The following is a 25,411-nucleotide window of genomic DNA, read 5'->3' as shown; positions in this document are numbered from 1 at the left end:
GCTTGCCGTTCCACGTCTCCCCGGCGAAAGCCGGGGTCCAGCATCGGGCTGCTCGTAACTGGACCCCGGCTTTCGCCGGGGAGGCATTGGGAGGCGGGCTTCCCATCGCTCTATGATTGCGGGCGCCGCGTCGGCTTACCTTGGCCGCGATGCGGCTTGTTCGGGCGGTTGGCGTTGTGGCGCCCCGGCGGCGGTCCCTGACGACGCGGCGTGGGTGCGCGCTGGTCGTTCGACGCGGCGCGGTGCAGCGTGGCGCGTGCCGGCGCCACGGGCGCGGCGGCGCCGTCGACCGGTTCGATCCGCACGCCGCTATCGTCCTCGCCGTCGGCACCCGCGCTCTTGAGCACGGCTTGCGCGAAGCGGTGGGCGATCGCGCGCGGGATCTGGAAACCCGTTTCGTTGGCCTGGATGCGGATCGCGCCGACCTCGTTCTTGGTGATCCCGCCACGACGACAGATTAACGGCAGGATCCAGCGCGGGTCGGCGTTCTGGCGGCGGCCGATATTCATGCGGAACCAGACGGTGTCGTCGAACCCGGCGCGATGGTGCGCGTTGGGCCCTTGCGGCACGCGATCGATCATCTCCTCGGGTTGCGGCAGCGACGCGCGGTGCGCATGGACCAACGCCGCCGCGATCTCCTGCGGCGACTTCGATTTGAGCAATTCCTCGCCGATCACCCAATCGTCGGCGTCGGGCTCGATCGGCTGCTTGAGCGTTTCGACGAGCCGTTCGCGATCCTTGAGGCGGATGTCGTCGGCGGTCGGCACCGGCACCCAGGCGACGTCGATCCGCGCGCCGCGCAGCATCATCTCGACCCGCTTGCGCCGCGGATAGGGGACGATCAGCACCGCCGTGCCCTTTTTGCCCGCGCGGCCCGTGCGGCCGGAGCGATGCTGCAGCGTCTCGGCATCGCGCGGCAGTTCGACATGAACGACGAGGCTCAAGGACGGCAAGTCGATCCCGCGCGCCGCGACGTCGGTCGCGACACAGACGCGCGCTCGGCGGTCGCGCAGAGCTTGAAGCGCGTGGTTGCGCTCGCTTTGCGAATGCTCGCCCGACAGTGCTACTGCCGCGAATCCGCGCTCGACCAGGCTGGCGTGGAGGTGCCGGACATTGTCGCGAGTCGCGCAGAACAGCATCGCCGTCTCGGCCTCGTGGAAACGCAGCAGGTTGATCACCGCATGTTCGATATCGGCCGGCGCGACCGCGATCGCCTGGTACGCGATGTCGCCATGACCGCGGTCCTCGCCGACGGTAGAAATTCGCAGCGCGTCGCGCTGATACTTCTTGGCGAGCGCGACGATCGGGCGCGGCATCGTGGCGGAGAACAGCAGCGTGCGCCGCTCCTGCGGGGTCGCGTCGAGCAGCGTCTCCAAATCGTCGCGAAAGCCCATGTCGAGCATCTCGTCGGCTTCGTCGAGCACCGCGACCTTGATCGCCGACAGGTCGAGCGCACCGCGCTCGGTATGGTCGCGTAGCCGCCCCGGCGTGCCGACGACGATGTGCGCGCCATGCGATAGTGCGCGGCGCTCGCGGCTGGGGTCCATCCCGCCGACGCACGTCGCGATGCGCGCACCGGCCTTGGCGTAGAGCCAGCTCAATTCCTTGGCGACCTGAAGCGCGAGCTCGCGCGTCGGCGCGACCATCAGCGCCAGCGGCGCGCCCGGTGAAGGCGGCGTCTGGCCCTTATGGAGCAGCTCCTCTGCCATCGACAGACCGAACGCGACAGTCTTGCCCGTGCCCGTCTGCGCCGAGACAAGCAGGTCGCGACCCTGCGCCTCCGGCTCGCTGACCTGCGCCTGGACTTGAGTCAGCGACGGATAGCCCTTGGCGGTGATCGCCTCGGCCAGAACGGGGGGGAGATGGGAAAAGGGCAAAGCAAGTCTCGAAAAATAGGCGGCCGGCGCCCCGGCACGATGAGCGGAGCGCGTTCGGCGACAAAGATAGGAATGGCGTGGCCCCTACGCCATTTCTGGTGCGTTGGAAAGCTTGCCGCCCGATCCCCGGCCCCCATCTTTCGCGTTCCTCCAGTCACAGGTGCCTGCATGACTCTCCCCGCCGATTCCGTCTGGTTCATCACCGGTTGCTCGACCGGGTTCGGGCGCGAGCTCGCCAAGCTGGTGCTCGACCGCGGCTGGCGCGCCGTCGTCACCGCGCGCGGCAGGGGCCGGGTGGCCGATCTCGTCGAGATCGCCCCAGACCGGGCGCTGGCGCTCGACCTCGACGTCACCGACCAGGCGCAGATCGACGCTGCGGTCGCGGCTGCCAAGGATCGCTTCGGTCGGATCGACGTACTCGTCAACAATGCCGGCTATGGCTATCAGAGCTCGGTCGAGGAGGGTGACGAGCGGGAAATCCGCGACCAATACGACGCCAACGTGTTCGGGTTGTTCGCGATGACTCGCGCGGTGCTGCCGCTGATGCGCGCGAAGCGAAGCGGCAATATCATCAACATCAGCTCGATCGGCGGGCTGATCGGCTTCCCCGCTTCGGGCTATTATTCGGGCACCAAGCACGCGGTCGAAGGATTCTCGGACTCACTCGAGGCCGAGGTCGCCCCGCTCGGCATCGGGGTCATGTGCGTCGAGCCGGGGCCGTTCCGCACCGATTGGGCGGGGCGCTCGCTCCATCAGAACGAGAGCAAGATCGCCGATTATGCCGAGACCGCGGCGAAGCGGATGGCGACGACCAGCGGATATAGCGGCGAGCAGCCCGGCGACCCGGTGCGCGCGGGCGAGGCGATCATCACCGCGGTCGAGCGCGACCGGCCACCACGCCACCTCGTCCTCGGCAAGTTTGCCTATGACATCGCGGTGGCGAAGCTGCGCGAGCGGTTGGACGCGATCGAGGCCGACCGCGAGCTTAGCCTGAGCGCGGACTTTCCGGCGTTGGCCGAGGCGTGAGCCGCCCCCGTCAGGCGGGGTGCTGCATCGCGGTGCTGATCAGCATGACCAGCGCGACCGCCAGACCGCCCGCGCTCAGCAGCCAGTAACCCGGCCCAAGCGCGGTCGCGCGGTCGGGATCGGCGGTGTCGTACCACACGATATGCGCGCCCGACGGCCGCCACCCGGCGCGAACGTAGCGCTTGACCTCCGTGACGTGCGCCTCGCCATCGGCGTCTTGGTAGTGGACGGTTTCCTCGATCAGTCGCTGGTGGTCGCCGTCGGTGATCCGCCAGCCGCGCAGCGTCCCGAAACCCCAGAAATCGTCCCGCCGCTCGGCATCGGTGTAGTCGCTGCCCCACACCACTGCGGCCGCCGGGCGCCAAGCCGCGAACAATGTCGCCGCGCGGTAGAGGCAGTAGAGCAGCCCGAGCATCAGTGCGGGCGTCGCGAAGGTGATGAAGTCCCGCATCTCAGGACCCGATCTAGCGGCGAATTCTCACGAACCGGTAAAAGCAAAAGGGCCGGGGGGCTAGCCCGGCCCTTGCTGTTCGAGGGGCCGGGGCAGAAGTAATTCCGCCCCGTCGGACGCGAGCTTTGCTCGCGCTGGCCGGCCATTCGCGGTCTCGCAGCCAGCTACGCTGACTGCGTGCCGCTCAGGCGCCGGCGACCTCCGCCGTATCGATCTTGAGCCCCGGCCCCATGGTCGAGGAGATCGCGAGCTTGCGGACATACTTGCCCTTCGCGCCTGACGGCTTGGCCCGAACCACCGCGTCGACCAGCGCATCGAAGTTCGCGCGCAGATCTTCCGCCGGGAACGACGCCTTGCCGATCCCCGAGTGGATGATCCCGGCCTTTTCGACGCGGTATTCGATCTGGCCGCCCTTGGCCGCCTTGACCGCTCCGGCGACGTCCATCGTCACCGTGCCCAGCTTCGGGTTCGGCATCAGGCCCTTCGGACCCAGCACCTTACCCAACCGACCGACGACGCCCATCATATCCGGGGTCGCGATGCAGCGGTCGAAATCGATCGTGCCGCCCTGGACGATTTCCATCAGGTCTTCGGCACCGACCACGTCGGCGCCAGCAGCCCTGGCTTCATCGGCCTTGGCGCCCTTCGCGAAAACGCCGACCCGGACGGTCTTGCCGGTGCCCTTGGGCAGCGTCACGACGCCGCGAACCATCTGGTCGGCGTGGCGAGGATCGACGCCGAGGTTCATCGCGATTTCGATCGTCTCGTCGAACTTCGCGGTCGCGTTGGCCTTGGCGAGCGCGATCGCTTCGTCGACGCCGTGGAGCTTTTCGCGGTCGATGCTCACGGCCTTCTGCTTCTTGCTGACGAATGCCATGTCTAGCCCTCCACCACTTCGAGGCCCATCGCGCGGGCGGAGCCTTCGATGATGCGGGTCGCCGCTTCGATATCGTTGGCGTTCAGGTCCTTCATCTTGGTCTCGGCGATCGCGGTCAGCGCTGAGCGCTTGATGCGGCCCGCGGACACCTTGCCCGGCTCCTTCGAGCCCGACTTGAGGTTCGCCGCCTTCTTGATCAGGAAGCTCGCCGGCGGGGTCTTGGTCTCGAACGAGAACGAGCGATCCGCATAGACCGTGATGACGGTCGGGATCGGCGCGCCCTTTTCCAGGTCGCCGGTCGAAGCGTTGAACGCCTTGCAGAATTCCATGATGTTGACGCCGCGCTGGCCCAGCGCCGGACCGATCGGCGGCGACGGATTGGCGGCGCCGGCGGGCACCTGCAGCTTGATATAGCCGGTAATCTTCTTTGCCATGGTGGCCTTGTCTCACTCTGTTGACGGGGCCTAGCGCCACAGCGCCACGCCCGGTTTCAAGTTTAGCGGTCCAGACGCCCCGGACGTGATCCGGGGCTCCCGCACGAATCCATCGCGATAGCTTTGGAAGGCGCGGCCCATAGCGCAGCCTCGGACGGTGCACAAGCATGCGGTGCACAAGCATGGTGTGCCGCGCCGCGAAGCGGGGTAGTAATGCGCATGGTCCCCGCTTATCCATCCGCGCTCGCCGATCCCGACGGATCGAGCGCGCTGGTCGCGGCGGCGGCGTGGGTGCAGGGGACATTGCTCGGCACGGTGGCGACGACGGTCGCGGTGATCGCGGTGGCGTCGGTCGGGTTCCTGATGCTGAGCGGGCGGGTGAGCTTTCGCTATGGCGTCACGGTGATCGCTGGATGCTTCGTGCTGTTCGGTGCGTCGAGCATCGTCGGCGGGATCACTGGAGTGGCGGGATCGGACGGGGCCGCCACGCAAACCTATGCCGCACCGCCGCCGGTGCCCGCCGCGGAGCCCCCGGTCGCCGCCACCCCCGCAGCGCCGTATGATCCTTATGCCGGTGCATCGGTGCCGCCGCAGTGAACGAGAATTTGGTGCATTTAGTAAACTGTCACCGTAATTCTAAACTGTCACCGTAATTCCCGTAATTCCGTAATTCCTGACAGTGCCGCTCGACCTGCAAATCGGCAAACCGTCCACGACATTAGCAAGCGACTATTTATAAGTCTCGAATAGATGCGTAACCAATTATGCCAAACTGTAATACGAGCATAAGAATTGAAAGTTTAGTTTTGCCATAAAGAGCAAAAAATAGTGCTAGCGGTCCAGCAAATATGATAAACCAAAAGGCCGATTTAACTTATATTTGAATAATCTGAGCCGCCGTAAAAGTACAACTTCACGTATAATGCTATTAGTGACGTTAATACGCCAAACACAGACAATACGGTGCCTAAGGTTTTCGTCCTACTTTTCATCACAACCCCTCACCGTAATTCAACATCGAACTGAATTGATCCGACAGCGCAAGCATCAGTTAACACATTCAGTTCTTCGGGAAAGGCCCTTTGTCGAATCGGACTAACATACCCGAAGCTAAGAAGGTATCTCCCCCTTTTGGGGAAAACCAAATTGGCTCGACTTGACCATTCTAACTCTTGGCTGCTTCCAGGTAAAATGCGAAGCAGATGGTCATAGCTCGTAGCGTCTTGGGGAAAAATAATCGGGTCATAAGTGTACTTTGGACCAACAAGCCGTCCTCTATAATCAAAAACTCCAACCGTAAAGGTTTTACCGCTCGACATCACCGGTTCGGAAAAGACCAATAGAACTTCCGAAGACTTGTTTATAAGTCTGGCTTTGACCGACACGATATCATCTTTGAAATAAATAGCTCGCACTCCGTTAACCGCCAAGTTCAGCGAGGAGCAGACTGATCGTTTGGTACTAAAATCTATCCCTGCAGCCGGACTGAGCAGCGTTTGACCAAAGGCAACCAGTAAATAAGTTAATCGGGCGATAAAGTACATAATGCTTATCTCACGGCTTGGGCTGGCGTGTTTGGCCGATCGCCTACGCCGCCCTGCATATAGTCTATTTCATTACTCGGCGCCCCGATCGCTCTTCCAATAGATGATGCAAACTGATCCGCATGCTGCTCCGCCAGCGGACCTCGACTTAACGAATTACGGTGACAGTGCACTAATTTCCTCGGGAATTACGGTGACAGTGCACTAATTTCCTCCGCCGCCTTGGGTTTTCGCCCTCGACGCGCGGGCGCCAGCTGGCGGCCGGCGCGTTGCTCGAGGCGGGCAACGAAGGCGGCATCGCCGACAGGTCTTCCGATCGTTTCTGCGCGGCGCAACCGGTCGAATGCGGTGTGCTCTTCACCCGCCGCCAGCATGGCCGCGATGTCCGGATGCCGCGCGACGACCGGCGCGGTGTCGGTCAAGCCGTCGCCATGGTCGGGGTCGAGCCAGGCGTGCACGCTCGACCATCGCCAATCGGCGGCCCGCTCGCTGAGTCCCGCGCGCACGGGGTTCATCGCGACATAGCGCAGCGCGGCCGTTGCGTGATCTTCGTCCAGCGCGACGCAACCGAACCGTCCTTGCCAGAAATGCCCCGTCCGCTTGAGCCGTCCGTGGACATGGCCCGCATACCGGCGATGCACCGCTGCCAGCGAGCGGCGGAGGCCGTCCCCGTCGGAAGGGACCAGGACCGAGGTGGACATGGTTGGGCATCAATACCCACCCCCAGACGGCGACCTCTGCCGCGGTGCAGTGCTCGGTCAGAAGATCGCGATACAGCGCATAGTCGGCATCGACAAAAAACGTCTGCGCGCGGCCGTTGCCACGTTGCGTGACGTGGTGGGGTAGGCCGGAGAAGATCGCGCGACCAAGGCGAGCCATGCACGAGAGTGACACGGCGCAAGGCGGAGTCAACGAGGAATTAGTGCACTGTCACCGTTCACCGTTTTCGTTTTCCGTCACCGTTTTCCGTCACCGTTTTCCGTCACCGTTTTCCCGTAATTTCGCTGTCACCGTAGTTAAACGTTATTGCCGTTCGATTGCCGAAATCGTTAAGTTCACCGGGTAGACATCATTAGCCTCAGCCGCATATTGCACAACGCCACTTACGATAACCTTTTTATTAACGTTTAACTTTAGAAAATTCCAGCAGCGATCAAAACCGCTACCGCACCACACTTGGACAGCTTTGTACGAGATTTTCGCAACGGAAGTTGGTGGCAAATTTAGAGCTTTTCGCGAGATTGGCCGCGCAAGCTCAATATAAAAAATTGTTATCTTAGTATCTGTTCGTGGAGACTCGCCAAATCCTGGCGGGCCAAAAGTTATTCTGGATCTTAGGTTACCTTCGATAGCAATTATATTTTTCTTGATAATTGGATATGCGTGCACTGGAGTGCTCAAGAATGTTGCAAAGGCAATTATCTTAGACAAATATACGATATATTTCATAACAATAGCCTACTTCCTTATAGTTACGGTGGTACCTGTTGCCCCTTCTCTCGTCGTTATAGCATCTGCCATGATATCTCGCTGACCTGCGGTTAAATTAGATATTTTGGTGTCTACTGAGGCACCGAGACTACGTGCTATTTGATTCGCGTAGTCTCGCGGATTATCTTGCGCCATCGGGGCGTATCTTGACATCTCTTCGAGTATTGTTCGATTACCAACGCTTCTTGAGCGTAATAACGAGTTCAGTGCGGCCCTACCAACTGCGGTGTATTCAAAGACGGCTCTTGGACCATTTCTAGTCTTATCCACTCCAATTGCACCGTTAGCTGCAGTGTTATCGCTGGGCACCAGGTTTCCCGGATTGTTATCTCTATATGCCGGTGTTCCAGTGCGAATCTCGATCGTGCCGTCCGCATGATCTATGGTAGTGGTAGTGCCCCGAGTTTTCGATGATGCGCCTGGATGCGGAAGCGTGACCGGTACGTTACGAGAAGTCGGTGTTGCAGTCGTTTGTCCAGCCTCGAGCGCGACTTCACAAATAACGTGTACGACCGTGCAGCTCCCACTCGCGTCCGTCCCATCCATCGGATCGTTGCCGACATACGCGTAGAGGTTGTTCTGATCCGCATAACCGATCGGATCGGTCTGCAGGAACCGCCCTAGCGTGGGCGAGTAGAACCGCGCCTTGTAATACCACAGACCGAGCTGGGGCACCCATTGTTGGCCGGTGTAGCCGTAGCGCCCTACATTGCCCGCGCCCGGGATGCCGTATTCGTCGTAAGAGTTGATCGCGATCAGCGCGCCTGTGCTATCCGCCACCGACACGATCGACCCGCGCTCGTCGCCCTGAAGCGCGCGGGGCGCCGTATGATCCTTATGCCGGTGCATCGGTGCCGCCGCAGTGAACGAGAATTTGGTGCATTTAGTAAACTGTCACCGTAATTCTAGAGTTGCTGCCCGCGCGCGTCGTACCCGTAATAGACGTCGCGCACCGCGCTCGCCGGCGGCGTGGTGCAGGCATAGCCCGACACGCAGGCGCCCGGCACGGTCTTGATCGTTACGCGGTCGAGCGCGTCGTACGTGTAGCCGAACGTCCGCCCGTCGCGCTTGCGCAAGCTCGTGCGGTTGCCGTTGAAGGATATTCAGAATGTCAAAGAGCGGCGCCTGCAATTAGGGCATTTAGCGAACTGTCTTGGTAATTCCGTAATTCTTTCTTATTCAGAAAAACGCTATTCTAGTAGCACTTTATATCGATTAGCTCATTGTCAGTTGGAAATTTAGCAAGAGGATTAAAATCTACCTTCCAGAAGTCGACATCTCGAGGAAATCCGTCGCCATCAACGTAGAGTCCGATATTCACTTCTACGCCGTCACTGTCAATGTAGACAGCTTCTGCTTTCAACCTCGATCTACCTTTATTGCATAGACCGACTACTATGAAGCTACCCATGCCGCCATCTGGCAAAGATTCAAAATCGCATAATGATAGCCTTTCTAAGATCGTATTATTGTTACTGCCGCAACGTAAAAGTAGGCAGCTTATCAATGAATATCTGAGACTTTTGTTACTTACCAGTGATTCGTCCGACATTTATTAAATTCCTAGAGCGCCGAAAAACGCGATAATATAATTGCTGTCCCTCTACGGTCAAAGCTCGAGTAACCGCCCTTCCGTACGGGACGCTGACGCCTCTCAAATCGCGAAGTATAGCGGCGCCCACTCTTCCCGCGTCCAAGCCCATGTCTTCAACATGTCGGAAAGCGTGGGAAAATGAATTCGCTTCCTGCCCAAAGCTAACAAACGTTGAAGCGCCTGCTGTTACCGGAAACGCGGGCGCGACCTCACCGATTACCTGCAATGGATGCATAACCGCGTAGTCAATGTCCTTTTGGACATTCGCTGGATCTTCGTCTGCAAACCAGCCTATAACGCGATCTATAAGCTTAAACGGACTTATAGCATCTCCTGCTGCTTTGACCTTGCCCCCGAGGTATTTATCCCATTCAGAAAATGTAGAGCCTCTCCCTGGGGCAGTACGCCCTGTCCCGCTGGATGGCGCGGTTTGATTAGACGAAGCGCCCCTAGACCAGATTCCACCCCCTCCTTGGCTCGCCGATCCATGGCAGCTAATGCTGCCGGTTGCGCCCGCGCAGTCTGGCCCGGAGTGCGTCTCCGTCGTATCCGTCTCGAGTCCCGTTGGATCACTCCCGTCAACCGGATCGTTGCCTGCGTACGAGTAGAGGTCGTTCTGATCGGCGTACCCGATCGGATCAGTCTGAAGGAACCGGCCGAGCGTGGGCGAGTAGATGCGCGCCTTGTAATAATAGAGCCCGACCTGCGGCAACCACACCTGGCCAGTGTACTGGAACCGTCCGAGGTTGCCCGCACCGGGGATGCCGTACTCGTCGTAAGAGTTATAGGCGAGGATCGTGCCGCTGGCGTCCACCACCGACACGATCGAGCCTTGCGCGTCGCCCTGGAGCGCACGGGGGGCGGTGGTGGTGGCGCCGTCGTACCAGATCAGCGGGTTGTCTTCGCCGCCCCCGAACACGTAGCGCGCGGTCATGCCGGCGGCGGTGTACTCGGCGATCCGTTGGTCGCCGGCATAAGCGTAGCTCTCGGTGCCGCTGGTGGTGGCGACCGAGTACAGCCGCCCCGCTGGATCATAGGTCAAAGTCGCCCCGCTTGCGGTCGCCACCAGCCGGTTCTCGGCATCGTAGGTGAACCCGCTGGTCCCGTCCGACACGAGGTTGCCGTTCGAGTCGTAGCCGAACGTTGCGCTGCCCGCGGCGGTGTACTGGTTGAGCCCGTTGATGCCGTATGATCGGCTGACGCTGACATAGCCGGTGAATGCGTAAGCGTTGTTCGAGCGAGTCTTGCTGGTGAGCTGGCTTGCAGGATTGTACGCAAAAGTGCTCGTCACGTCACCGGTGGTGCCGGGGAGATCGTCCGCCAGGCTCGCCAGCCGTGACACCGCGTCGTAGCCGAACGTCGTCGACACGTTATTACGGGTCTCGCTCGAGGGACGAGCCTGCGCGTCGTAGGTCATCGCCGCGACCGCGGTGGTGCCCGACAGGCTCACCCCGCTCATCCGGTCGAGCCCGTCATACGCATAGCTGAAGTAGACGCTGTCCGGATACGTTACGCGGGCGCGGTTACCGTCGGCGTCATATTGATAGCTCACCGTCCGGCTGGCCCCGCCCATTACCACCGTCTGCGACGTCAGCCGTCCGAACCCGTCCCACGCGCTGTCGACCGTGTCGCTCCCCGTGGCGCTGTCGAACCGCGCGTAGAGCTGCTGACCGCGCAGGTCGTAACCGTAATAGACATTGCGTACCGCCGAGGACGGCGGCGTCGTGCAGGCGTAGCCCGACACGCAGGTGCCCGGGACGGTCTTGACGGTGACGCGATTGAGGTTGTCATAGGTATAGCCGAACGTCCGCCCGTCCCGCTTGCGCAGACTCGTGCGATTGCCGTTGGCATCGTAGGCATACGCCTCATAATCCGTCGTGCTGACGGCGCCGGTGGTCACCTTGTCGGGAAAGTTCCACTGCACCTGCCGGTCGAACCCGTCATAGGTGTATTGCGCCACGTTGCCGTCGGCGTCCTTGACGGTCAGGGGCTTGCGGTTGTCGCTATAGGTGTAGGTGACGTAATCCTGCTGCAGATTGGCAAAGCCGTTGGCCGGCGTGATGCCATACGCCTTGACCACCCTGAGCACTTGCCCGGCATCGTCGTAGACGTTTCTGGAGATGCGGTCGGGGCCATAGGTAGTGCTGGTGGTCGCCAGCGTACAGGCCGAAGCGGGAAGCGCGCTCCACGTCGCCGGGTTCATGCGCACCGCAGTGCAATCCGAGCGCCCCACCGCGTCATAGCTGTACTGCGTGACGCTGTACGCCGTGCCGCCCGACGAGAGCGTCACCTTCACCTTGCGGTCGAGCGCGTCATACCCGGTATCGACCTGGCTGAAGACGGTGAACCCGCTCCATGCCGATGGCGCTACGCTTTCCGGCTGCCACGCCGCCAGCTCGCCGGTCTCGACCCGAGTCGCCCGGCCGTCGATATCATATGTCGTGCGCGTCGCTGCATAATGCAGCGGCCCACTCCCGTCGGGGTCAGGCGCGATCGTCCCCACGGCCCGGTTCATGTCGTCGTAGCGCACCGCCGCGGTGTAATCCGACGCCGATGATTGCGCGTGCGCCGCCAGCGGCGCGGCTATCACGACCAAAGCGGCAAGCGCGCGGAGCAACCGGCCGCTCACGGGCACACCGCCAGGCCGGCGCGGGGTGCGGTGGTACTGATCTTTCGCCCGCGTGCGTCGTAACTCATGCAGGTTCTGAGGCTGGTGCCGTTCGCCGTCACCACCATGCCCCGCACCAGCAGGTTGTTGGCCGTGCCGTTCGCGCCATATTCGTAGCTCGTCACACGTTGCGGTGCGACGGCGTCGCACGTCGGAGTGCTGTTGCCGCTGCCAGCCACGGTCTGGCATTCGGTCATCGTGTCGGGCACCCAGATCTGCGTCGCCGCCGCGACCAGCGATCCGCCCGAGTTCTTGATGTAGGCGTACTTCTGCACGTAGGTGTAGAGCTTGAGCGGCCGCGCCGCGCCGGTGCTTGGGGCCGGCAACATCTCCGACTGGATCGCCCCGAAAGTGGTATAGGCATAATCAGCCTGGTTGCCCTTGGCATCCTTCTTCCAGATCGGCTTGCCGCAATTCTGCAAGGTGCCGGGCGAATAGCATGGGCCATAGCCCCATGTTTCGACCAGGTCGGCGAGACCGCTGCCGGGTTTGGCTATCCGCGTGGCTTTGCTGATCGCGTTCCATGCCCCATTATATTCCGCGAGATACTTGTCGCCTTCGGGAAAATCGGCCTCAATCATATAGGGGCCGTTGGGAGTCTGGTCGTAATTGGGATCCTGGAGGTTAGACCCCATCCACCTGTACGTGGTCGTCTTGCCGTTCGCGTCGATGACCGACCCCGGCGACGATTTGGTGAACCCGTAATGCGACACTTTGCCGTTCGGATCGGTCATGTCGACCGCGCACGAGCCATCGTTCGAAGCTTCGGGAAAGTCCGGGTCGGGAGCGCAGATGACGTCGTAGTCGAGTTGCCACACGCTCCCGTCGGCCATCGTCTGCGTAGTGATCCGCTGGACACCGGCATTGGCGACCTTGCATGTCATGTATCCGGGCGGCGTGATGCAACTTATCGGCGAACCGTACGTGGTGCCGGTGCGGGCATACGTCGTCGTCTGGCCCAAAACGTCGATGACGCCAGTCAGCAATTTCGATGTGTAGGTATAGGTCGTCTTGATCAGCGCCCCGGAACAGGTCGATGACGCTGTGACATAATCCTGCGACAGATTGAAACCGCACGCGGCGGCGACGTCGCCATCCGAATTATAGTCGAAAATAATCGCGTAACCGGCCGAGTCGCTGACCATCTTCAGCTGCTTGCTGGCATTGTAACTGAACGTTTCGCGGCGGCCATCCGGATAGAGGATGTTGTCGATCCGCTGAGAATAAATGCCTGACCCGCCGCCGGCCTGGACCGCTGGGTTGAACGTGTAGATCGTGCCGCTGCTGTCGGTAAAAACGTACGCGCCGCCCACCATGGCAAGAATGCCGTTTTGCGCTTCGATACTAAAGCTCGAGATCGCCGTACTGGTCGGCCCAGACTGGTAATACACCCCGCTTGCGCCCGCGCCGAGATGCACAATTGGGTGATATTGCGCCGCTCTCGGATAGGGTTGCCCTATCGCCTTTACGGGGTTCGGCGCGACATAGATGTCAAAATTGTTTGTAATGCCCGACCCAAAATAGGGATCGTCGATTGGCAGTTTGGATGGCGGGAGCGAAAACCGCTGCAAGGTCAGCGTTCCGATTGCCAGGTCGGTTACCTGCCCCCCGAAATAGCCGTCCGATATGTTTACCCCGCCTGGCGTTGACAGATCGACCTTGGGAGGAACGATATCCTGAGCCTCGGCCGGCGCAGCCGCCGCGATGCAAAGCGCCGCACACGCTACCTTGTCGGCTATTCTTGAATGTGTGTTCTTTGGCACCCCTGCCCCCTGATCCAACGATTCCAACAATTCAGAAAAACCGCCGCCTAGGGCGTGGGCGTTGGGGTGGGTGTCGGACATGCCGCTGGGGCGCTCGTCGCGACATCGTACCGCGTGCGGTTGCCCGCGGCGTCGAAACAGGTGCCGGTCTTGCGCGTGTCGTTCGGACCGCCGCTAATCGTGCTGCCGGTCAGGCGGCCGAGCGCGTCATAAGTGTAACTTGTCGTCTCTTGCGCCATTGCTGCCCCGCCGATGGCGAGGATGCCGGCGGTTGCGACGATGTAAATGCGTTTCCGATGCACGCGCGACTCCCCGTTGTTTTCGCGACTCGCGGCACCGGCCCATGGGCAAGAGACCCGATTCGGGTAGGGATTGCAAGAGGTTGGGCAAGCGGCGATGCGGCAAGGGTGCGCCTGCGGAAACAACCGCCCCGCGCGCGGGTTGAGCGGGCATGCGGATTGCGACCTACAACGTCAACGGCGTCAACGGGCGGCTCCCGGTGCTCACGCGCTGGCTCGCCGAGGACCAGCCCGATATCGTCTGCCTCCAGGAATTGAAGGCGCCCGACGAGCGTTTTCCCGAAGCCGCGATCCGCGAGCTCGGCTATGACGCGATCTGGCACGGGCAAAAGAGCTGGAACGGCGTTGCGATCCTCAGCCGCGTCGGCGCGATCCACGAGACTCGCCGCGGGCTGCCCGGCGACGCGCAAGACAGCCACAGCCGCTATATCGAGGCTGCGGTCAACGGCGTGCTGATCGCGTGCCTCTATCTGCCCAACGGCAACCCGCGCCCGGGGCCCAAGTTCGAGTATAAATTGCGCTGGTTCGACCGCCTGATCGCGCACGCGCAAGGATTGATCGACACCGGCGCCCCGGTCGTCATCGCCGGCGATTTCAACGTGATGCCGACCGAGCGCGACGTCTACAAGCCCGAACGCTGGCTCGACGACGCGCTGTTCGCGCCCGAAGTGCGCGAGGCGTTCTTCCGGTTGACCCGCCAGGGCTGGACCGACGCGCTGCGCACGATCCACCCCGACGAGACGATCTACACCTTCTTCGACTATTTCCGGAACGCCTTCGCGCGAAATGCGGGGCTTCGGATCGATCACGTGCTGCTCAGCCCGGCGATCGCGGGGCAGCTGCAGGATGCGGGGGTCGAGCGGCGGGTGCGGGGGTGGGAGAAGACCAGCGACCATGTGCCGGTGTGGGTCGAAATCGCACACGAATAGCGCCAGCTATTCGTGAAACGATGCCCGGCCCGCCGGCGGGTCGCGCAGCGAACCCGTCCGACGACGCGGATTCACTCCGCGTCGTCCTGCCTCAATCGAGCCCGGCGCGGGAGTAAATCCCGCGCTCGTCGGTCGAGCCTGGTGGCTCGCCGGCCGGGCTTTCGCCGTCTCAGGATTAGCGGCCGCTAATCCTGTGCGGCGTCTGCCTTGAAATGTAGGATTTCAAGGCAGACTGCTTGGCCATGACTCGTCCCCTGACTCGCACCTAGGCGCTCCAGAACCAAGCGTTTCTGAAAGCCCTACGCTGCACCGGCAACGTGCGGCTCGCCGCGCGCGAGGTCGGGCTTCGCTACGGCACGATCCAGCATCGCCGTGCGCATCATCCGGCGTTCGCGCATGCCTGGGCGGCGGCGCTCGCGTTTGCGCAGGCGCGGTTGAACAAGATCGGGCTCAAGTGGCCGAAGGCGGCCAAGCCGCGTTCGTCGGACGGGTCCGCTACGCGGCCCGCCGGCCGGACGGGCGCCGTTCAGATGTCGATTTCTTGCGCATCATGCAAAGAGGAGTTGGCAATCCCGCTCACAGCAATTCCAGAACTAGCACGAGCTTCGACCACAGTTGGGAGGATTGCGGAATTCTGGCGGTCTAAGGAATGCACGTTCCGTGGGGAAATCAGAAAACGTGCGGTCCGGGTTTGGGTCGCCGACTGAACCCACGAGGCCCCGGTTAGTGGTGGGCCCGATCCCTCGACGCGGGAATAAATCCCGCGTCTTCGTCGGACGGGATCGGATTTGCCGACCCGCGGGCCGGGCGTTCGGCGTCTCGCGATTAGCTGGCGCTGATCGCGTGCGTCTTCGCCTCAATACTCGATGATCTCGCGAATCCGCGCTGCCAGGATGTCCATCTGAAACGGCTTGGTCATGACGAACATGCCCTTTTCGAGCCGGGCGTTGCCGACCACGGCGTTTTCGGCATAGCCGGTGATGAACAGGATCTTGAGGTCGGGGCGGTTGACGCGTGCGGCGTCGGCGACCTGGCGGCCGTTGAGCCCCTCGGGCAGCCCGACATCGGTGATCAGCAAGTCGATCCGCGCGTTCGATTCGAGCACGCGCAAGCCGGCATGGCCGTCGGGCGCCTCGATCACCGCATAGCCTGATTCGGCGAGCACCTCGGCGATCAGCATGCGGATCGTCGGCTCGTCGTCGATCACCAGCACGACTTCGCCGTCCCCCGCCGCCTCGACCGGCGGCGACAGGATCGGCTCGTCTTCCGCCGGCGCTTCCTCGGTGTGGCGCGGCAGGTACAGGCACATCGTCGTGCCCTGGCCGAGCTCGGTATAAATGCGGACCTGCCCGCCCGATTGCCGCGCGAAGCCGTAGATCATTGACAGGCCGAGCCCGGTGCCTTCGCCCATCGGCTTGGTGGTGAAGAACGGGTCGAACGCCTTGGCCGCGACATCGGGTGTCATACCGGTGCCGGTGTCGGTGACGCAGACCGAGATATATTGGCCGACCGGGATGTCGTGCTTGCGCGCGGCGCGCTCGTCGAGCCATTTGTTGGCGGTCTCGATCGTCAGCTTGCCGCCGTCGGGCATCGCGTCGCGCCCGTTGATGCAGAGGTTGAGAATGGCGTTTTCGAGCTGGTTGGGATCGACCAAAGTCGGCCATAACCCGCTTGCGCCGACCACCTCGACTTCGATCGCCGGCCCGACGGTGCGGCGGACGAGGTCTTCGAGGTCGCTGATCAGCCGGTTGGCGTTGGTCGGCTGGGGGTCGAGCGTCTGGCGCCGCGAGAAAGCGAGGAGGCGGTGGGTGAGCGCCGCGGCGCGCTTCACCGCCCCCTGTGCCGCCATGAAATAGCGGTCGAATTCGGCGGTGCGGCCTTGCGCCATCCGCACCTGCATCATCTCCAGGCTGCCGCTGATGCCGGTCAGGAGGTTGTTGAAATCGTGCGCGAGGCCACCCGTAAGCTGGCCGACGGCTTCCATCTTTTGCGACTGGCGAAGCTCTTCCTCGGCGGCGCGCTTTTCGGTCAGGTCGCGGGTGACCTTGGCGAAGCCGAGCAACTCGCCGTCGTCGTTGCGGATCGGGTCGATGATGACGCTCGCCCAGAAGCGCGAGCCGTCCTTGCGCATCCGCCAGCCCTCGGCCTCGAACCGGCCTTCGCGCCGGGCGGTCTCGAGCGCCTTCCAGGGAATGCCGGCGGCGCGGTCCTCCTCCGAATAGAAGCGCGAGAAATGTTCGCCCAGGATTTCGTCGGTGGTGTAGCCCTTGAAGCGCTCGGCGCCCGCGTTCCAGCTGCTGACATGCCCATCGGGGTCGAGCATGTAGATCGCGTAATCGGTCACGCTCTGGACCAGCAGGCGGAAGCGTTCCTCGCTTTGGCGAAGCTCTTCCTCCGCGGCCTTGCGGTGCGTCAGGTCGCGGGTGATCTTGGCGAACCCGACCAGGTTGCCCGCGGGATCGCGGACCGGGTCGATCACGACGTTGGCCCAGAATCGCGTGCCGTCCTTGCGCACGCGCCAGCCGTCGGCTTCGAACCGCCCTTCGCGCTCGGCGGTCTCGAGCGCGATCTTGGGGATTCCCTTGGCGCGCTCTTCCGGCGTGTAGAAGCGCGAGAAATGCTCGCCGATAATCTCGTCGGCTTCGTACCCCTTGAAGCGGCGCGCGCCGGGATTCCAGCTCGTCACCCGTCCGGTCGGGTCGAGCATGTAGATCGCGTAATCGGTAACGCTTTGGACCAGCAGCTCGAACTTGCTGCCGCCTCCCGGGTGTTCCGCGTCCGTCATGTCCCCCGCTTTACGCTCGAATATTCGAACGTAAACGACGATCGCGCCTGTCTGTTCCGCGCCCGCAACGGATAAGCTTGATTTTGCGCGATATTAAGCGGGCGTCAGCCGGCCTCGTCGATCGAATAGCCGGCCGAGCGCACGGTGCGGATGAGGTCCGGCCCGGCCTGGTTCATCGCCTTGCGCAGCCGGCGGATATGGACGTCGACGGTGCGTGCATCGATCTCGCTGTCATGCTCCCACACCGCGGCGATCAGCCGTTCGCGCGAAAAGACGTGGCGCGGATGCTCGAGGAAATGGCGGAGCAGCCGGAACTCGGTGGGACCGAGCGGGACCGTCGTCCCGCCGCGCCGCACGCGGTGCGCCGTGGTGTCCATCTCGACATCGGCGAACGACAAGGTCTCGCCGGCGAGCGCGGGGCGGACCCGGCGCAGCACCGCGGCGACTCGCGCGATCACCTCCTTGGGGCTGAACGGCTTGGTGATGTAGTCGTCGGCACCGGTCTCGAGCCCGCGCACGCGGTCGGCTTCCTCGCCGCGCGCGGTCAGCATCAGGATCGGCACATTGGCGGTCTGTGGCCGGCGCCGCAGCCGGCGGCACACCTCGATTCCGGGGATCCCCTCGATCATCCAGTCGAGGATGACGACGTCGGGCGGGCGCTCCTCGGCGAGCATCAGCGCTTCCTCGCCGTCGGCGGTCTGGACGACCTCGAACCCCTCGCGCTCGAAATGCCAGCGGAGCAATTCGATCAGCGCCTGATCGTCCTCGACGAGAAGCAGTCTTGCCTTGGTCACCCGCATGCTCCGATCGCTGTCGTCGTCCGCGCCGTTATGGCAGTTCGGTGACAGTCTCGTGACTCGTCTTCGCCACCGGTAGGAAGACATGGAATGTGCTGCCCTTGCCGGGCTCGCTGTCGATCTTCATCCGCCCGCGATGCCGCTCGACGATGTGCTTGACGATCGCAAGGCCGAGCCCGGTGCCGTTCAATGCGCGGCTGCGCGCGGGATCGACTCGATAGAAGCGTTCGGTGATCCGCGGGATATGCTCGGCGGCGATTCCCTCGCCCTCGTCGGAAACGCTGAGATGGACCATTCCGCGTTCGTGGCCCAGCACGATGCGGACCGGCGTTCCGGGGCGCCCGTAGCGCAGCGCGTTGCCGATCAGATTGTCGAGCAGCTGGAGGATTTCGCTGCGCGCGCCGGCGATTGGGGGAAGGTCGAGCGGCGCGACGACCTCGATATCGCTGTCGCGTTCGGCGGCCTGGCCGGCGCTCGCCTCCTGCGCCTCGCGCACCAGCGCGTGGAGCGACAGCGTGTCGCGCGGGCGGCTGAACCGCTCGGCCTCGATCCGCGATAGCGAGATGAGGTCTTCCACCAGTCGCTGCATCCGGCGCGCCTCGTCGTGGACGACGCCGGTGAAGCGCTCGCGAGTCTCGACGTCGAGCGCATCGGCATTCTCGCGCAACGTCTCGGCGTAACCCAGCAAGGTCGCAAGCGGGGTGCGTAATTCGTGGCTGGCGTTCGCGACGAAATCGACTCGCATCTGCTCGGCGGCGTGCGCCTCGCTGCGATCGAGGAAGCGGACGAAGATGACGCCACGATCGAGCGGCGCGGTGCGCATCAGCCAGCGGCGGCGCGATTCGCCGAGCCCGACCAGTTCGGCTTCGTCGGCGGCATCCTCGCCGCGGCCGAGCAGCCGCTCGACCGCCGCCGGGTGCGGAATCGCGGCGGCGACCTCCCGGCCGTCGACATCGTCGCCGAGCAGCCTGCGGGCCGCTGCGTTGCTGGTGCCGACCACACCGTCGCAGACCAGCAAAGCGGGCTCGCGAAACGCCTCGATAAGGCTGGTGATGGTCGGCTCGCGCATCGACTCGGGGTCTCGCATCGTTTGAAGGCGGGGCGCTTGTGCACCGAAACGGGCAGTCGGCGATAGGCGCCACAAAACTGCATTGCCGCTGTCATCGGGGAGTCACGCAACCGACGCCGAAGAGTCGCGCCGCGCTCCTAGGCCGCCTCTCGACGAGGCCGCTCGGGGGACCCGATTCGCGGATCGATCGTCGGCAATTCGACCGGCAGGCCGGCTCAAGCTTGCTGCCGGGGAGATGGGGACAACATGCACGCTCTACGACGCGCTCGCGCGCACCTGCTGCTTGGCGGGGCGATTCTGGCGATCACCGCGACCCCCGCGCTCGCGCAAACCGCACCCGCCGGTCCCGCGGCGCCGGGCCCGGCTGCGCCCCAGGCCGCCAACGATCAGTCGACCGGCCTGAGCGACATCGTCATCACCGCGACCAAGGTCGAAACCAACCTGCAAAAAACGCCGATCGCCGTGTCGGTGCTCGACCCGGTGATGCTGACCGACCGCCACGTCCAGAGCATCATCGACCTGGCGGACGGCACGGTGCCGTCGTTGCGCATCGCGACCTTCGAAGCGCGCCAGTCGGCGTTGACCGTCGGTATCCGCGGCATCGTGCCGTTCGACCAGAACCAGACCGCGCGCGACACCGGTGTCGGCGTCTATCTCGACGGCGTCTATCTCGGCCGGTCGCAGGGGCTCAACGCCGCTTTGTTCGACGTCGAACGGATCGAAGTGCTGCGCGGGCCGCAGGGCACGTTGTTCGGCCGCAACACCGAAGGCGGTGCGGTCAGCATCGTGACCAAGGCACCGACCGGCGTGTGGGGCGGCAGCGCGACCGCGGGCTTCGGCAATGAAGGCGCCTATGACGGCCAGCTGCACCTCAACCTGCCGGCATTCGCCAATATCGCGGTCAAGCTCGACGGCGTGATCCAGCACCAGGGCGCGACGACCAGGGATCCGCTCGCTTCGGCGGTCGGCTGGAACGCGTATAACCGCGTCGGCGGCCGGGCCTCGGCGCGCTGGACCCCGTCCGAGGGCTTCACCGCCGATTTCTCGTACGACAAGGCCAAGGACGAGAACACGCCGTTCTTCAGCCAGCTCGTCAACTACAACCCGCTCAACCGCCCGGTCGGGGTGGTCGACACGACCACCGGCCGGATCATCTTCCCCGGCGCTCCGGCAGGTTCGACGACCTGCATTTCGAGCACGGTGTCGGCGACGACGTGCATCGCGCCGCTGCCGCCGCTGGTGAAGGTTCACGCGAACCGCCAGGACGTCGCCGATGTCGGCGTGCCGCAGCAATATAGCGTCGACCAGACCGAGGGGTTCAGCGCCAAGCTCTCGTACAAGGTCGCCCCCGAGCTCGAGCTGCGCTCGATCACCGCGTGGCGCCGAGTCTCGACCAACCAGTGGGACAATTCGGGCGGGCCGGAGCGAGTAGCGTTCTCGCCCAACGGGCTGTTCAGCCGGTACAGCCTGTCGGACCTCTACCAGAGCCAGTTCAGTCAGGAATTCCAGGCGGTCGGCAGCGTCCCGCAGTTCAGCTACGTCGCGGGGCTTTATTACTTCACCGAGCAGGCCCGCGAATCGGCCGCAACGCCGTCGTCGAACCGATGGAACGTCGACGGCACGGGCTACACCATCCTGAGCCCGACCGTGACCGGCCCGATCACCTCGGCCAACCAGGGCTGGGAATATGGCTCGCGCTTCCTCCAGCGCGCCAGCTTCGCAAAGGCGCGGAGCTACGCGGTGTTCGGCCAGTTCACCTACTCGCCCGACTGGGCGAACGATGCGCTGCACCTGACGGTCGGTGGCCGTTACACCAAGGACAAGCGCAACGGCGTCCTGTACCTGGTCTCCAATATCCCGACCAACTACCTGTTCAACTATGATCAGGGCCGCTTCGATCCGCTGGTCACGCTGGCGTTCGATCCGGCGCCCGGGATCGACCTCTACGCGAAGTATTCGAGCGGTTTCCGCGCAGGCGGCGCGAACGACCGCTCGTCGAACTTCGGCGCGTTCGGGCCTGAATCGGTCAAGGCGTATGAAATCGGCGCGAAGACCGAATTCCTCGACCGCAAGGTGCGCCTCAATCTGGCGGCCTATATCATGGACCGGTCGGGAACGCAGATCGACTTCGACAATGTCGATACCAACCAGTTCCTGCCGGGCACGACGATTCCGAACCCCAACTTCAACCTGCATACCGAGAATACGGCCAATGCGCCGGGCATCTCGAAAATTCGCGGGTTCGAAGCCGACCTGACGATCCGCCCGGTCCAGAACCTGACGCTCGGGGCATCGTACGCGTACACCTATACCAACATCCCCAGGACCGCGAACCCCAACCCGGGGCCGACCTTTGGCGTGCTCACCCAGGTGTACGTGGTCTACACGCCGCGCAACGCTGCGTCGGGCTTCATCGATTACGACGTGCCGGTCGGCAGTGGCGACACCCGGCTTCGCTTCCACCTCGACGCCAATTATGCCGACTCGCAGTACAGCTTCCAGTCGGAGAGCGTGAAGACGGAACCGAGCTTCGTCGTCAACGGCCGGATCGCGCTGGCCGACATCCGGATCGGCAACAACGGCAACGCGTTCACCGTGTCGGCCTGGAGCCGCAATCTGCTCAACGAGCAGCACATCTATCGCCGCTCGGGGGCCAATGACGTGGTGCTTGGCGACTATGCCAACTTCAACCCGCCGCGGACGTTCGGCGGCGAGGTGAGCTTCAAGTTCTGATTGCCTCGCGCGGCCGTGCGACGCGGGAGTAAATCCCGCGTTCTCGTCGGACGGGTGCGCTTTGCGCTCCCGCCGGCCGGCCGTTCGGCGTCTCAGGATTAGCTGAAGCTAATCCTGTGCGCCTCCGGCTTACTTGCTTCGCTCGACTTGCTCGAAATCCAGTTCGACGGGGGTCGCTCGGCCGAAGATCGACACCGACACCTTGACCTTGGCCTTGTCGAAATCGAGTTCCTCGACGATGCCGGTGAAGCTCGCGAACGGGCCGTCGAGCACCTTGACGCTGTCGCCGATCTCATAGTCGACCTTGATCTGCTGCTTGGGCGCGTTGGCGGCGGCTTCGTCCTTCGAATTGAGCATCCGCGCGGCTTCGGTGTCGCTGATCGCCTGCGGCTTGCCGTTCGGGCCGAGGAAGCCGGTCACCTTCGGGGTGTTCTTGACGAGGTGATAGACGTCGTCATTCATCGAGAGCTTGGCGAGCACGTAGCCGGGCATGAACTTGCGCTCGACCGACACCTTCTTGCCGCGGCGCGCCTCGGTCACGGTCTCGGTCGGGACCTCGATCGCCTCGACCAGTTGCTCGAGCCCCATGCGGGTCGCCTCGGACATGATCGCGTCGCGGACCTTGCCCTCGAAACCCGAATAAGCGTGGATGATGTACCAGCGTGCCACTTGCAAAGAACCCTTATTTCGCCGCGAGGCCGAGGAGAGCCTTCACGATCGCTTCGAACCCCGAATCGATCACGAAGAAGAACACCGCCAGGATCAGCGTCATGATCATCACCATCACCGCGGTCATGATCGTCTGGCGCCGTGACGGCCAGGCAACCTTCCTGGTCTCGGCCTGGACTTGCCGGATGAACTCGACGGGAGAGGTTCTGGCCACGGGAATACCTGTTCGTTGTATCGATCGGTTCCGGACATAGGCCCGCCGCCCGGTCCCGTGAAGGGCTCGGACGACAAGTTAATCCCGATGTCGGATTGATCGCGGCTGTAGCGTGGGGTGAGGGAGGGGGCAAGTGCTTGCGCCTGGCGCCGAGCCGGCGGCCCGAGCGGCGGCGCCTTGCTCAAATCGTTCTTGAAGCATTGAGCGCATTCGAATGGTTGGGCCGACGCCTAAGAAGCCGACGACGGCGCCGATCGGCGGGCGGCTAATCGCCTGTTGGAGAAATCCAACAATAAACCATTGGAAATGTTGGATTTCGTCTGACACTTGAGTCGCTCCACATCGGAGGAACCAATGCAAATAGGATTATTCAGCGCCATCAAGGGCGTGACGATCGCGAGCACCGTCGACTGTATCGTGTCGACCGGCTTCAACACTCCGGGCAAGGGGCCCCTGTCCGGGCGGGATCGCGCCGCGGGCACGCCGGCCGGCCTTGCGCTGCTATCGACGGGGCGATAGGAGCCGCTTCGGCTTAGGGGTGTAGCTCAGCTGGTTAGAGCGTCGGTCTCCAAAACCGAAGGCCCTCGGTTCGAATCCGAGCTCCCCTGCCACCTTCCAGATCCTTGGTTTCCAGCCTGTAAACGCCGTTTTGGGGCGACGCGCGGCGACTGAACGTGGCCGTCCGACAACGGTGCGTGTATCCATGTGATGCGAGCGGCATGGGCCCTCGCAGCCATTCCAACCTGCGGGAGAAAGCGCGAATGACGGAGATATTTACGACCTGGGACGACCTGTCGGCGACCAGCGGGACGACCGCCAACGAGGGCGCGTGGGTCTATGGACCCGATTCGGGCACGCATACCGATCCGGTGTCCGGCGGCACGGCCGACAATATCGGCGTCTATGCCTGGTCGGTCTCGCCCGCCGGATGGGAGCGCGTGGCGGATCTGTTGGCCAACGCGCAGACGTTTATCGCCGACACGCTGCAGCCGCCGACAATCGATGACGGCACTTCGCAGGTTTTGTTCGACTTCGTGTGCCCCGACCGCACCGATGGCGACGGGACGCATTCCGACACGCACATCCGCCTCCAATACGCGTACAGCCCGTTTCCGGCGGACTCGATCCTCCCGGGGTCGCCGTCATTGACCGACCGCGTGCTGGCGATCGGGCAGAACGCGACGGGTTCATTCACCCCGCTCGATACGTCGCAGCCGGCCTTCACCGATCGCTGGGAGATGAAGTTCGGCGGGCGTTCGCGCCAGACCGGCAATCCCTTCGTCTATTGGTCCGAACGCCACATGGCGTTCTGGACCGCCTCGAACAACGGAGTCGCCGGGACCGGGGAGGAAGTCCGGCTATTCACCGCCACACTGCCTTGGGACACGAACGACTGGAAATACGACAGCGGCATTTCGATGCGGGCGGCGCAACATACGATCTATGCCGGCAATGGTGTCGATATAATCAAGGTGCTGGACGCACAAGGCGACAGCCCGTGCACACCGGTCGAAACGCTCCACGCCAGGTTCAGCTTCGCGCACCTCGGCAACAACACCCCGTGGCTGACCCAGCACAACGCGGCTGGAAACGCGATGTTGCCACTGCCCTTCATCGACGACCATAACGAACTCTACGTCCAGCAGAACATCTATCACCTGATCACCAGCCCCGCACTCAATCCGCTCGGCATCTATTCGGCCCATGCTACTGCCATCGGGAACGTGCCGAGCGGCGCGCGGCTTCGCTATCTCGCCTTCGCGGGCGCAGGCGGCGTAGCGCCGGCGACGATTACCGACCTGGAAACGCAGGGAGCGGCAAGCACCGTCGTCCGCTGGAGCATCGAGAACCAGCACGCCACCGGGGAGGCTCGGCTCGATATCATCGGCTACGGCAACCAGACGCTCCTGTTCAAACATACGGCGAGCGGGCGCACGGGCACGCTCAAGCTGACCAATAGCGGCCAGCGGTTCGAGGTCGACAAGCCAGTCAAGTTCCCGACCTACGCAGTCGCTGCGCTCCCCGCAGCGGCGACGGCGGGCGCAGGCGCACGGGCGTTCGTCAACGACGCCGATGCGACGACGTTCAACTCGGTCGTTGCGGGTGGCGGGGCGAACTTCGTGCCGGTGTTTTGCGACGGCACCGACTGGAAGATCGGGTGATGCAGTTCGCGCGGCGCGGCTCGCGGCTG

General features: G+C 63.2%; 23 protein-coding genes and 1 tRNA gene. 6 read left to right on the top strand and 18 right to left on the bottom strand.

From position 1 onward, the window contains the following. Positions 1-110: 110 nt before the first annotated feature. The gene (locus VH326_RS01200) at positions 111-1,877 is read right to left on the bottom strand and encodes a DEAD/DEAH box helicase (RefSeq protein ID WP_329629963.1); all 1,767 of its coding nucleotides are present in this window, start codon (positions 1,875-1,877) and stop codon (positions 111-113) included. 168 nt (positions 1,878-2,045) lie between these two features. On the opposite strand from VH326_RS01200, the gene VH326_RS01195 reads away from it, so the two are divergent. After that, the gene (locus tag VH326_RS01195) at positions 2,046-2,903 is read left to right on the top strand and encodes an oxidoreductase (RefSeq protein WP_329629962.1); all 858 of its coding nucleotides are present in this window, start codon (positions 2,046-2,048) and stop codon (positions 2,901-2,903) included. Positions 2,904-2,913: 10 nt separating this feature from the next. Here the strand turns inward: VH326_RS01195 and VH326_RS01190 are convergent, their stop codons facing one another. From VH326_RS01190 to rplK, 3 genes are all read right to left on the bottom strand, one after another. Further along, a complete protein-coding gene (locus tag VH326_RS01190) occupies positions 2,914-3,354 on the bottom strand; it encodes a DUF3592 domain-containing protein (protein WP_329629961.1) in 441 nt (146 codons plus the stop codon). Between the two features lie 184 nt (positions 3,355-3,538). Then, positions 3,539-4,231, bottom strand: a complete 693-nt coding sequence (gene rplA / locus VH326_RS01185) for a 50S ribosomal protein L1 (protein ID WP_329629960.1) — start codon at positions 4,229-4,231, stop codon at positions 3,539-3,541. A 2-nt stretch (positions 4,232-4,233) separates the two neighbouring features. Next, a complete protein-coding gene (rplK, locus tag VH326_RS01180) occupies positions 4,234-4,665 on the bottom strand; it encodes a 50S ribosomal protein L11 (RefSeq protein ID WP_329629959.1) in 432 nt (143 codons plus the stop codon). A gap of 219 nt (positions 4,666-4,884) precedes the next feature. Between rplK and VH326_RS01175 the strand changes: the two genes are divergently transcribed. After that, positions 4,885-5,262: a TrbC/VirB2 family protein gene (locus VH326_RS01175; RefSeq protein WP_414714235.1), complete on the top strand. Its 378-nt coding sequence runs from the start codon at positions 4,885-4,887 to the stop codon at positions 5,260-5,262. Positions 5,263-5,666: 404 nt separating this feature from the next. Here VH326_RS01175 and VH326_RS01170 read toward each other — a convergent pair whose 3' ends face one another. The 9 genes from VH326_RS01170 to VH326_RS01135 all read right to left on the bottom strand — a co-directional run bounded on the left by VH326_RS01170 (position 5,667) and on the right by VH326_RS01135 (position 14,027). Then, entirely contained in the window at positions 5,667-6,209 is a 543-nt protein-coding gene (locus VH326_RS01170; RefSeq protein ID WP_329629958.1) for a hypothetical protein, read from the bottom strand. 188 nt (positions 6,210-6,397) lie between these two features. After that, complete coding sequence (locus VH326_RS01165) at positions 6,398-6,910, bottom strand: hypothetical protein (protein WP_329629957.1); 513 nt, start codon at positions 6,908-6,910, stop codon at positions 6,398-6,400. Positions 6,911-7,232: 322 nt separating this feature from the next. Then, complete coding sequence (locus VH326_RS01160) at positions 7,233-7,658, bottom strand: hypothetical protein (RefSeq protein WP_329629956.1); 426 nt, start codon at positions 7,656-7,658, stop codon at positions 7,233-7,235. A 9-nt stretch (positions 7,659-7,667) separates the two neighbouring features. Beyond that, positions 7,668-8,549, bottom strand: a complete 882-nt coding sequence (locus VH326_RS01155) for an RHS repeat-associated core domain-containing protein (protein ID WP_329629955.1) — start codon at positions 8,547-8,549, stop codon at positions 7,668-7,670. A gap of 56 nt (positions 8,550-8,605) precedes the next feature. Further along, entirely contained in the window at positions 8,606-8,776 is a 171-nt protein-coding gene (locus VH326_RS01150) for a hypothetical protein (protein WP_414714234.1), read from the bottom strand. 119 nt (positions 8,777-8,895) lie between these two features. Beyond that, entirely contained in the window at positions 8,896-9,252 is a 357-nt protein-coding gene (locus VH326_RS16015) for a DUF6984 family protein (RefSeq protein WP_414714233.1), read from the bottom strand. Then, positions 9,227-11,923: an RHS repeat-associated core domain-containing protein gene (locus VH326_RS01145; RefSeq protein ID WP_329629954.1), complete on the bottom strand. Its 2,697-nt coding sequence runs from the start codon at positions 11,921-11,923 to the stop codon at positions 9,227-9,229. Before VH326_RS01145 ends, VH326_RS16015 begins: the two co-directional genes overlap by 26 nt. Then, positions 11,920-13,725: a hypothetical protein gene (locus tag VH326_RS01140; protein WP_329629953.1), complete on the bottom strand. Its 1,806-nt coding sequence runs from the start codon at positions 13,723-13,725 to the stop codon at positions 11,920-11,922. Before VH326_RS01140 ends, VH326_RS01145 begins: the two co-directional genes overlap by 4 nt. A 47-nt stretch (positions 13,726-13,772) precedes the next feature. Next, the gene (locus tag VH326_RS01135) at positions 13,773-14,027 is read right to left on the bottom strand and encodes a hypothetical protein (protein ID WP_329629952.1); all 255 of its coding nucleotides are present in this window, start codon (positions 14,025-14,027) and stop codon (positions 13,773-13,775) included. Between the two features lie 149 nt (positions 14,028-14,176). On the opposite strand from VH326_RS01135, the gene xth reads away from it, so the two are divergent. Beyond that, on the top strand, positions 14,177-14,953 hold the full coding sequence (gene xth / locus VH326_RS01130) for an exodeoxyribonuclease III (RefSeq protein ID WP_329629951.1): 777 nt from the start codon (positions 14,177-14,179) through the stop codon (positions 14,951-14,953). Positions 14,954-15,809: 856 nt separating this feature from the next. Here xth and VH326_RS01125 read toward each other — a convergent pair. From VH326_RS01125 to VH326_RS01115, 3 genes are all read right to left on the bottom strand, one after another. Continuing rightward, positions 15,810-17,738 (bottom strand): PAS domain S-box protein, encoded by a 1,929-nt coding sequence (locus VH326_RS01125; RefSeq protein ID WP_329629950.1) that lies wholly within the window; start codon positions 17,736-17,738, stop codon positions 15,810-15,812. A gap of 104 nt (positions 17,739-17,842) precedes the next feature. Continuing rightward, on the bottom strand, positions 17,843-18,538 hold the full coding sequence (phoB, locus tag VH326_RS01120; protein WP_414714232.1) for a phosphate regulon transcriptional regulator PhoB: 696 nt from the start codon (positions 18,536-18,538) through the stop codon (positions 17,843-17,845). 28 nt (positions 18,539-18,566) lie between these two features. Beyond that, complete coding sequence (locus tag VH326_RS01115; protein ID WP_329629949.1) at positions 18,567-19,604, bottom strand: sensor histidine kinase; 1,038 nt, start codon at positions 19,602-19,604, stop codon at positions 18,567-18,569. A 246-nt stretch (positions 19,605-19,850) separates the two neighbouring features. Between VH326_RS01115 and VH326_RS01110 the strand changes: the two genes are divergently transcribed. Next, positions 19,851-22,337 (top strand): TonB-dependent receptor, encoded by a 2,487-nt coding sequence (locus tag VH326_RS01110; protein ID WP_329629948.1) that lies wholly within the window; start codon positions 19,851-19,853, stop codon positions 22,335-22,337. Positions 22,338-22,466: 129 nt separating this feature from the next. Here VH326_RS01110 and nusG read toward each other — a convergent pair whose 3' ends face one another. Continuing rightward, on the bottom strand, positions 22,467-23,006 hold the full coding sequence (gene nusG, locus VH326_RS01105) for a transcription termination/antitermination protein NusG (RefSeq protein WP_329629947.1): 540 nt from the start codon (positions 23,004-23,006) through the stop codon (positions 22,467-22,469). 13 nt (positions 23,007-23,019) lie between these two features. Continuing rightward, the gene (gene secE / locus VH326_RS01100; protein ID WP_329629946.1) at positions 23,020-23,220 is read right to left on the bottom strand and encodes a preprotein translocase subunit SecE; all 201 of its coding nucleotides are present in this window, start codon (positions 23,218-23,220) and stop codon (positions 23,020-23,022) included. Positions 23,221-23,754: 534 nt separating this feature from the next. On the opposite strand from secE, the gene VH326_RS01095 reads away from it, so the two are divergent. Together VH326_RS01095 and VH326_RS01090 are read left to right on the top strand one after the other, a co-directional pair. Next, a tRNA-Trp gene (locus VH326_RS01095) sits at positions 23,755-23,831 on the top strand. A 150-nt stretch (positions 23,832-23,981) separates the two neighbouring features. Then, positions 23,982-25,382, top strand: a complete 1,401-nt coding sequence (locus VH326_RS01090) for a hypothetical protein (protein WP_329629945.1) — start codon at positions 23,982-23,984, stop codon at positions 25,380-25,382. The last annotated feature ends 29 nt before the right edge of the window (positions 25,383-25,411 follow it).

The organism is Sphingomonas sp., from assembly GCF_036269755.1.
In the GTDB taxonomy this organism is placed as follows: domain Bacteria; phylum Pseudomonadota; class Alphaproteobacteria; order Sphingomonadales; family Sphingomonadaceae; genus Sphingomonas.
This window is presented reverse-complemented; position numbering and strand designations above follow the sequence as displayed.

What these genes read in the sequence shown, in the direction of transcription:
- VH326_RS01195 (WP_329629962.1), top strand. Translation starts at nt 2,046, where the DNA reads ATGACTCTCCCCGCCGATTCCGTCTGGTTCATCACCGGTTGCTCGACC.
- VH326_RS01190 (WP_329629961.1), bottom strand. Translation starts at nt 3,354, where the DNA reads ATGCGGGACTTCATCACCTTCGCGACGCCCGCACTGATGCTCGGGCTG.
- rplA (WP_329629960.1), bottom strand. Translation starts at nt 4,231, where the DNA reads ATGGCATTCGTCAGCAAGAAGCAGAAGGCCGTGAGCATCGACCGCGAA.
- rplK (WP_329629959.1), bottom strand. Translation starts at nt 4,665, where the DNA reads ATGGCAAAGAAGATTACCGGCTATATCAAGCTGCAGGTGCCCGCCGGC.
- VH326_RS01175 (WP_414714235.1), top strand. Translation starts at nt 4,885, where the DNA reads ATGGTCCCCGCTTATCCATCCGCGCTCGCCGATCCCGACGGATCGAGC.
- VH326_RS01170 (WP_329629958.1), bottom strand. Translation starts at nt 6,209, where the DNA reads ATGTACTTTATCGCCCGATTAACTTATTTACTGGTTGCCTTTGGTCAA.
- VH326_RS01165 (WP_329629957.1), bottom strand. Translation starts at nt 6,910, where the DNA reads ATGTCCACCTCGGTCCTGGTCCCTTCCGACGGGGACGGCCTCCGCCGC.
- VH326_RS01160 (WP_329629956.1), bottom strand. Translation starts at nt 7,658, where the DNA reads ATGAAATATATCGTATATTTGTCTAAGATAATTGCCTTTGCAACATTC.
- VH326_RS01155 (WP_329629955.1), bottom strand. Translation starts at nt 8,549, where the DNA reads ATGCACCGGCATAAGGATCATACGGCGCCCCGCGCGCTTCAGGGCGAC.
- VH326_RS16015 (WP_414714233.1), bottom strand. Translation starts at nt 9,252, where the DNA reads ATGTCGGACGAATCACTGGTAAGTAACAAAAGTCTCAGATATTCATTG.
- xth (WP_329629951.1), top strand. Translation starts at nt 14,177, where the DNA reads ATGCGGATTGCGACCTACAACGTCAACGGCGTCAACGGGCGGCTCCCG.
- VH326_RS01125 (WP_329629950.1), bottom strand. Translation starts at nt 17,738, where the DNA reads ATGACGGACGCGGAACACCCGGGAGGCGGCAGCAAGTTCGAGCTGCTG.
- phoB (WP_414714232.1), bottom strand. Translation starts at nt 18,538, where the DNA reads ATGCGGGTGACCAAGGCAAGACTGCTTCTCGTCGAGGACGATCAGGCG.
- VH326_RS01115 (WP_329629949.1), bottom strand. Translation starts at nt 19,604, where the DNA reads ATGCGCGAGCCGACCATCACCAGCCTTATCGAGGCGTTTCGCGAGCCC.
- VH326_RS01110 (WP_329629948.1), top strand. Translation starts at nt 19,851, where the DNA reads ATGCACGCTCTACGACGCGCTCGCGCGCACCTGCTGCTTGGCGGGGCG.
- VH326_RS01090 (WP_329629945.1), top strand. Translation starts at nt 23,982, where the DNA reads ATGACGGAGATATTTACGACCTGGGACGACCTGTCGGCGACCAGCGGG.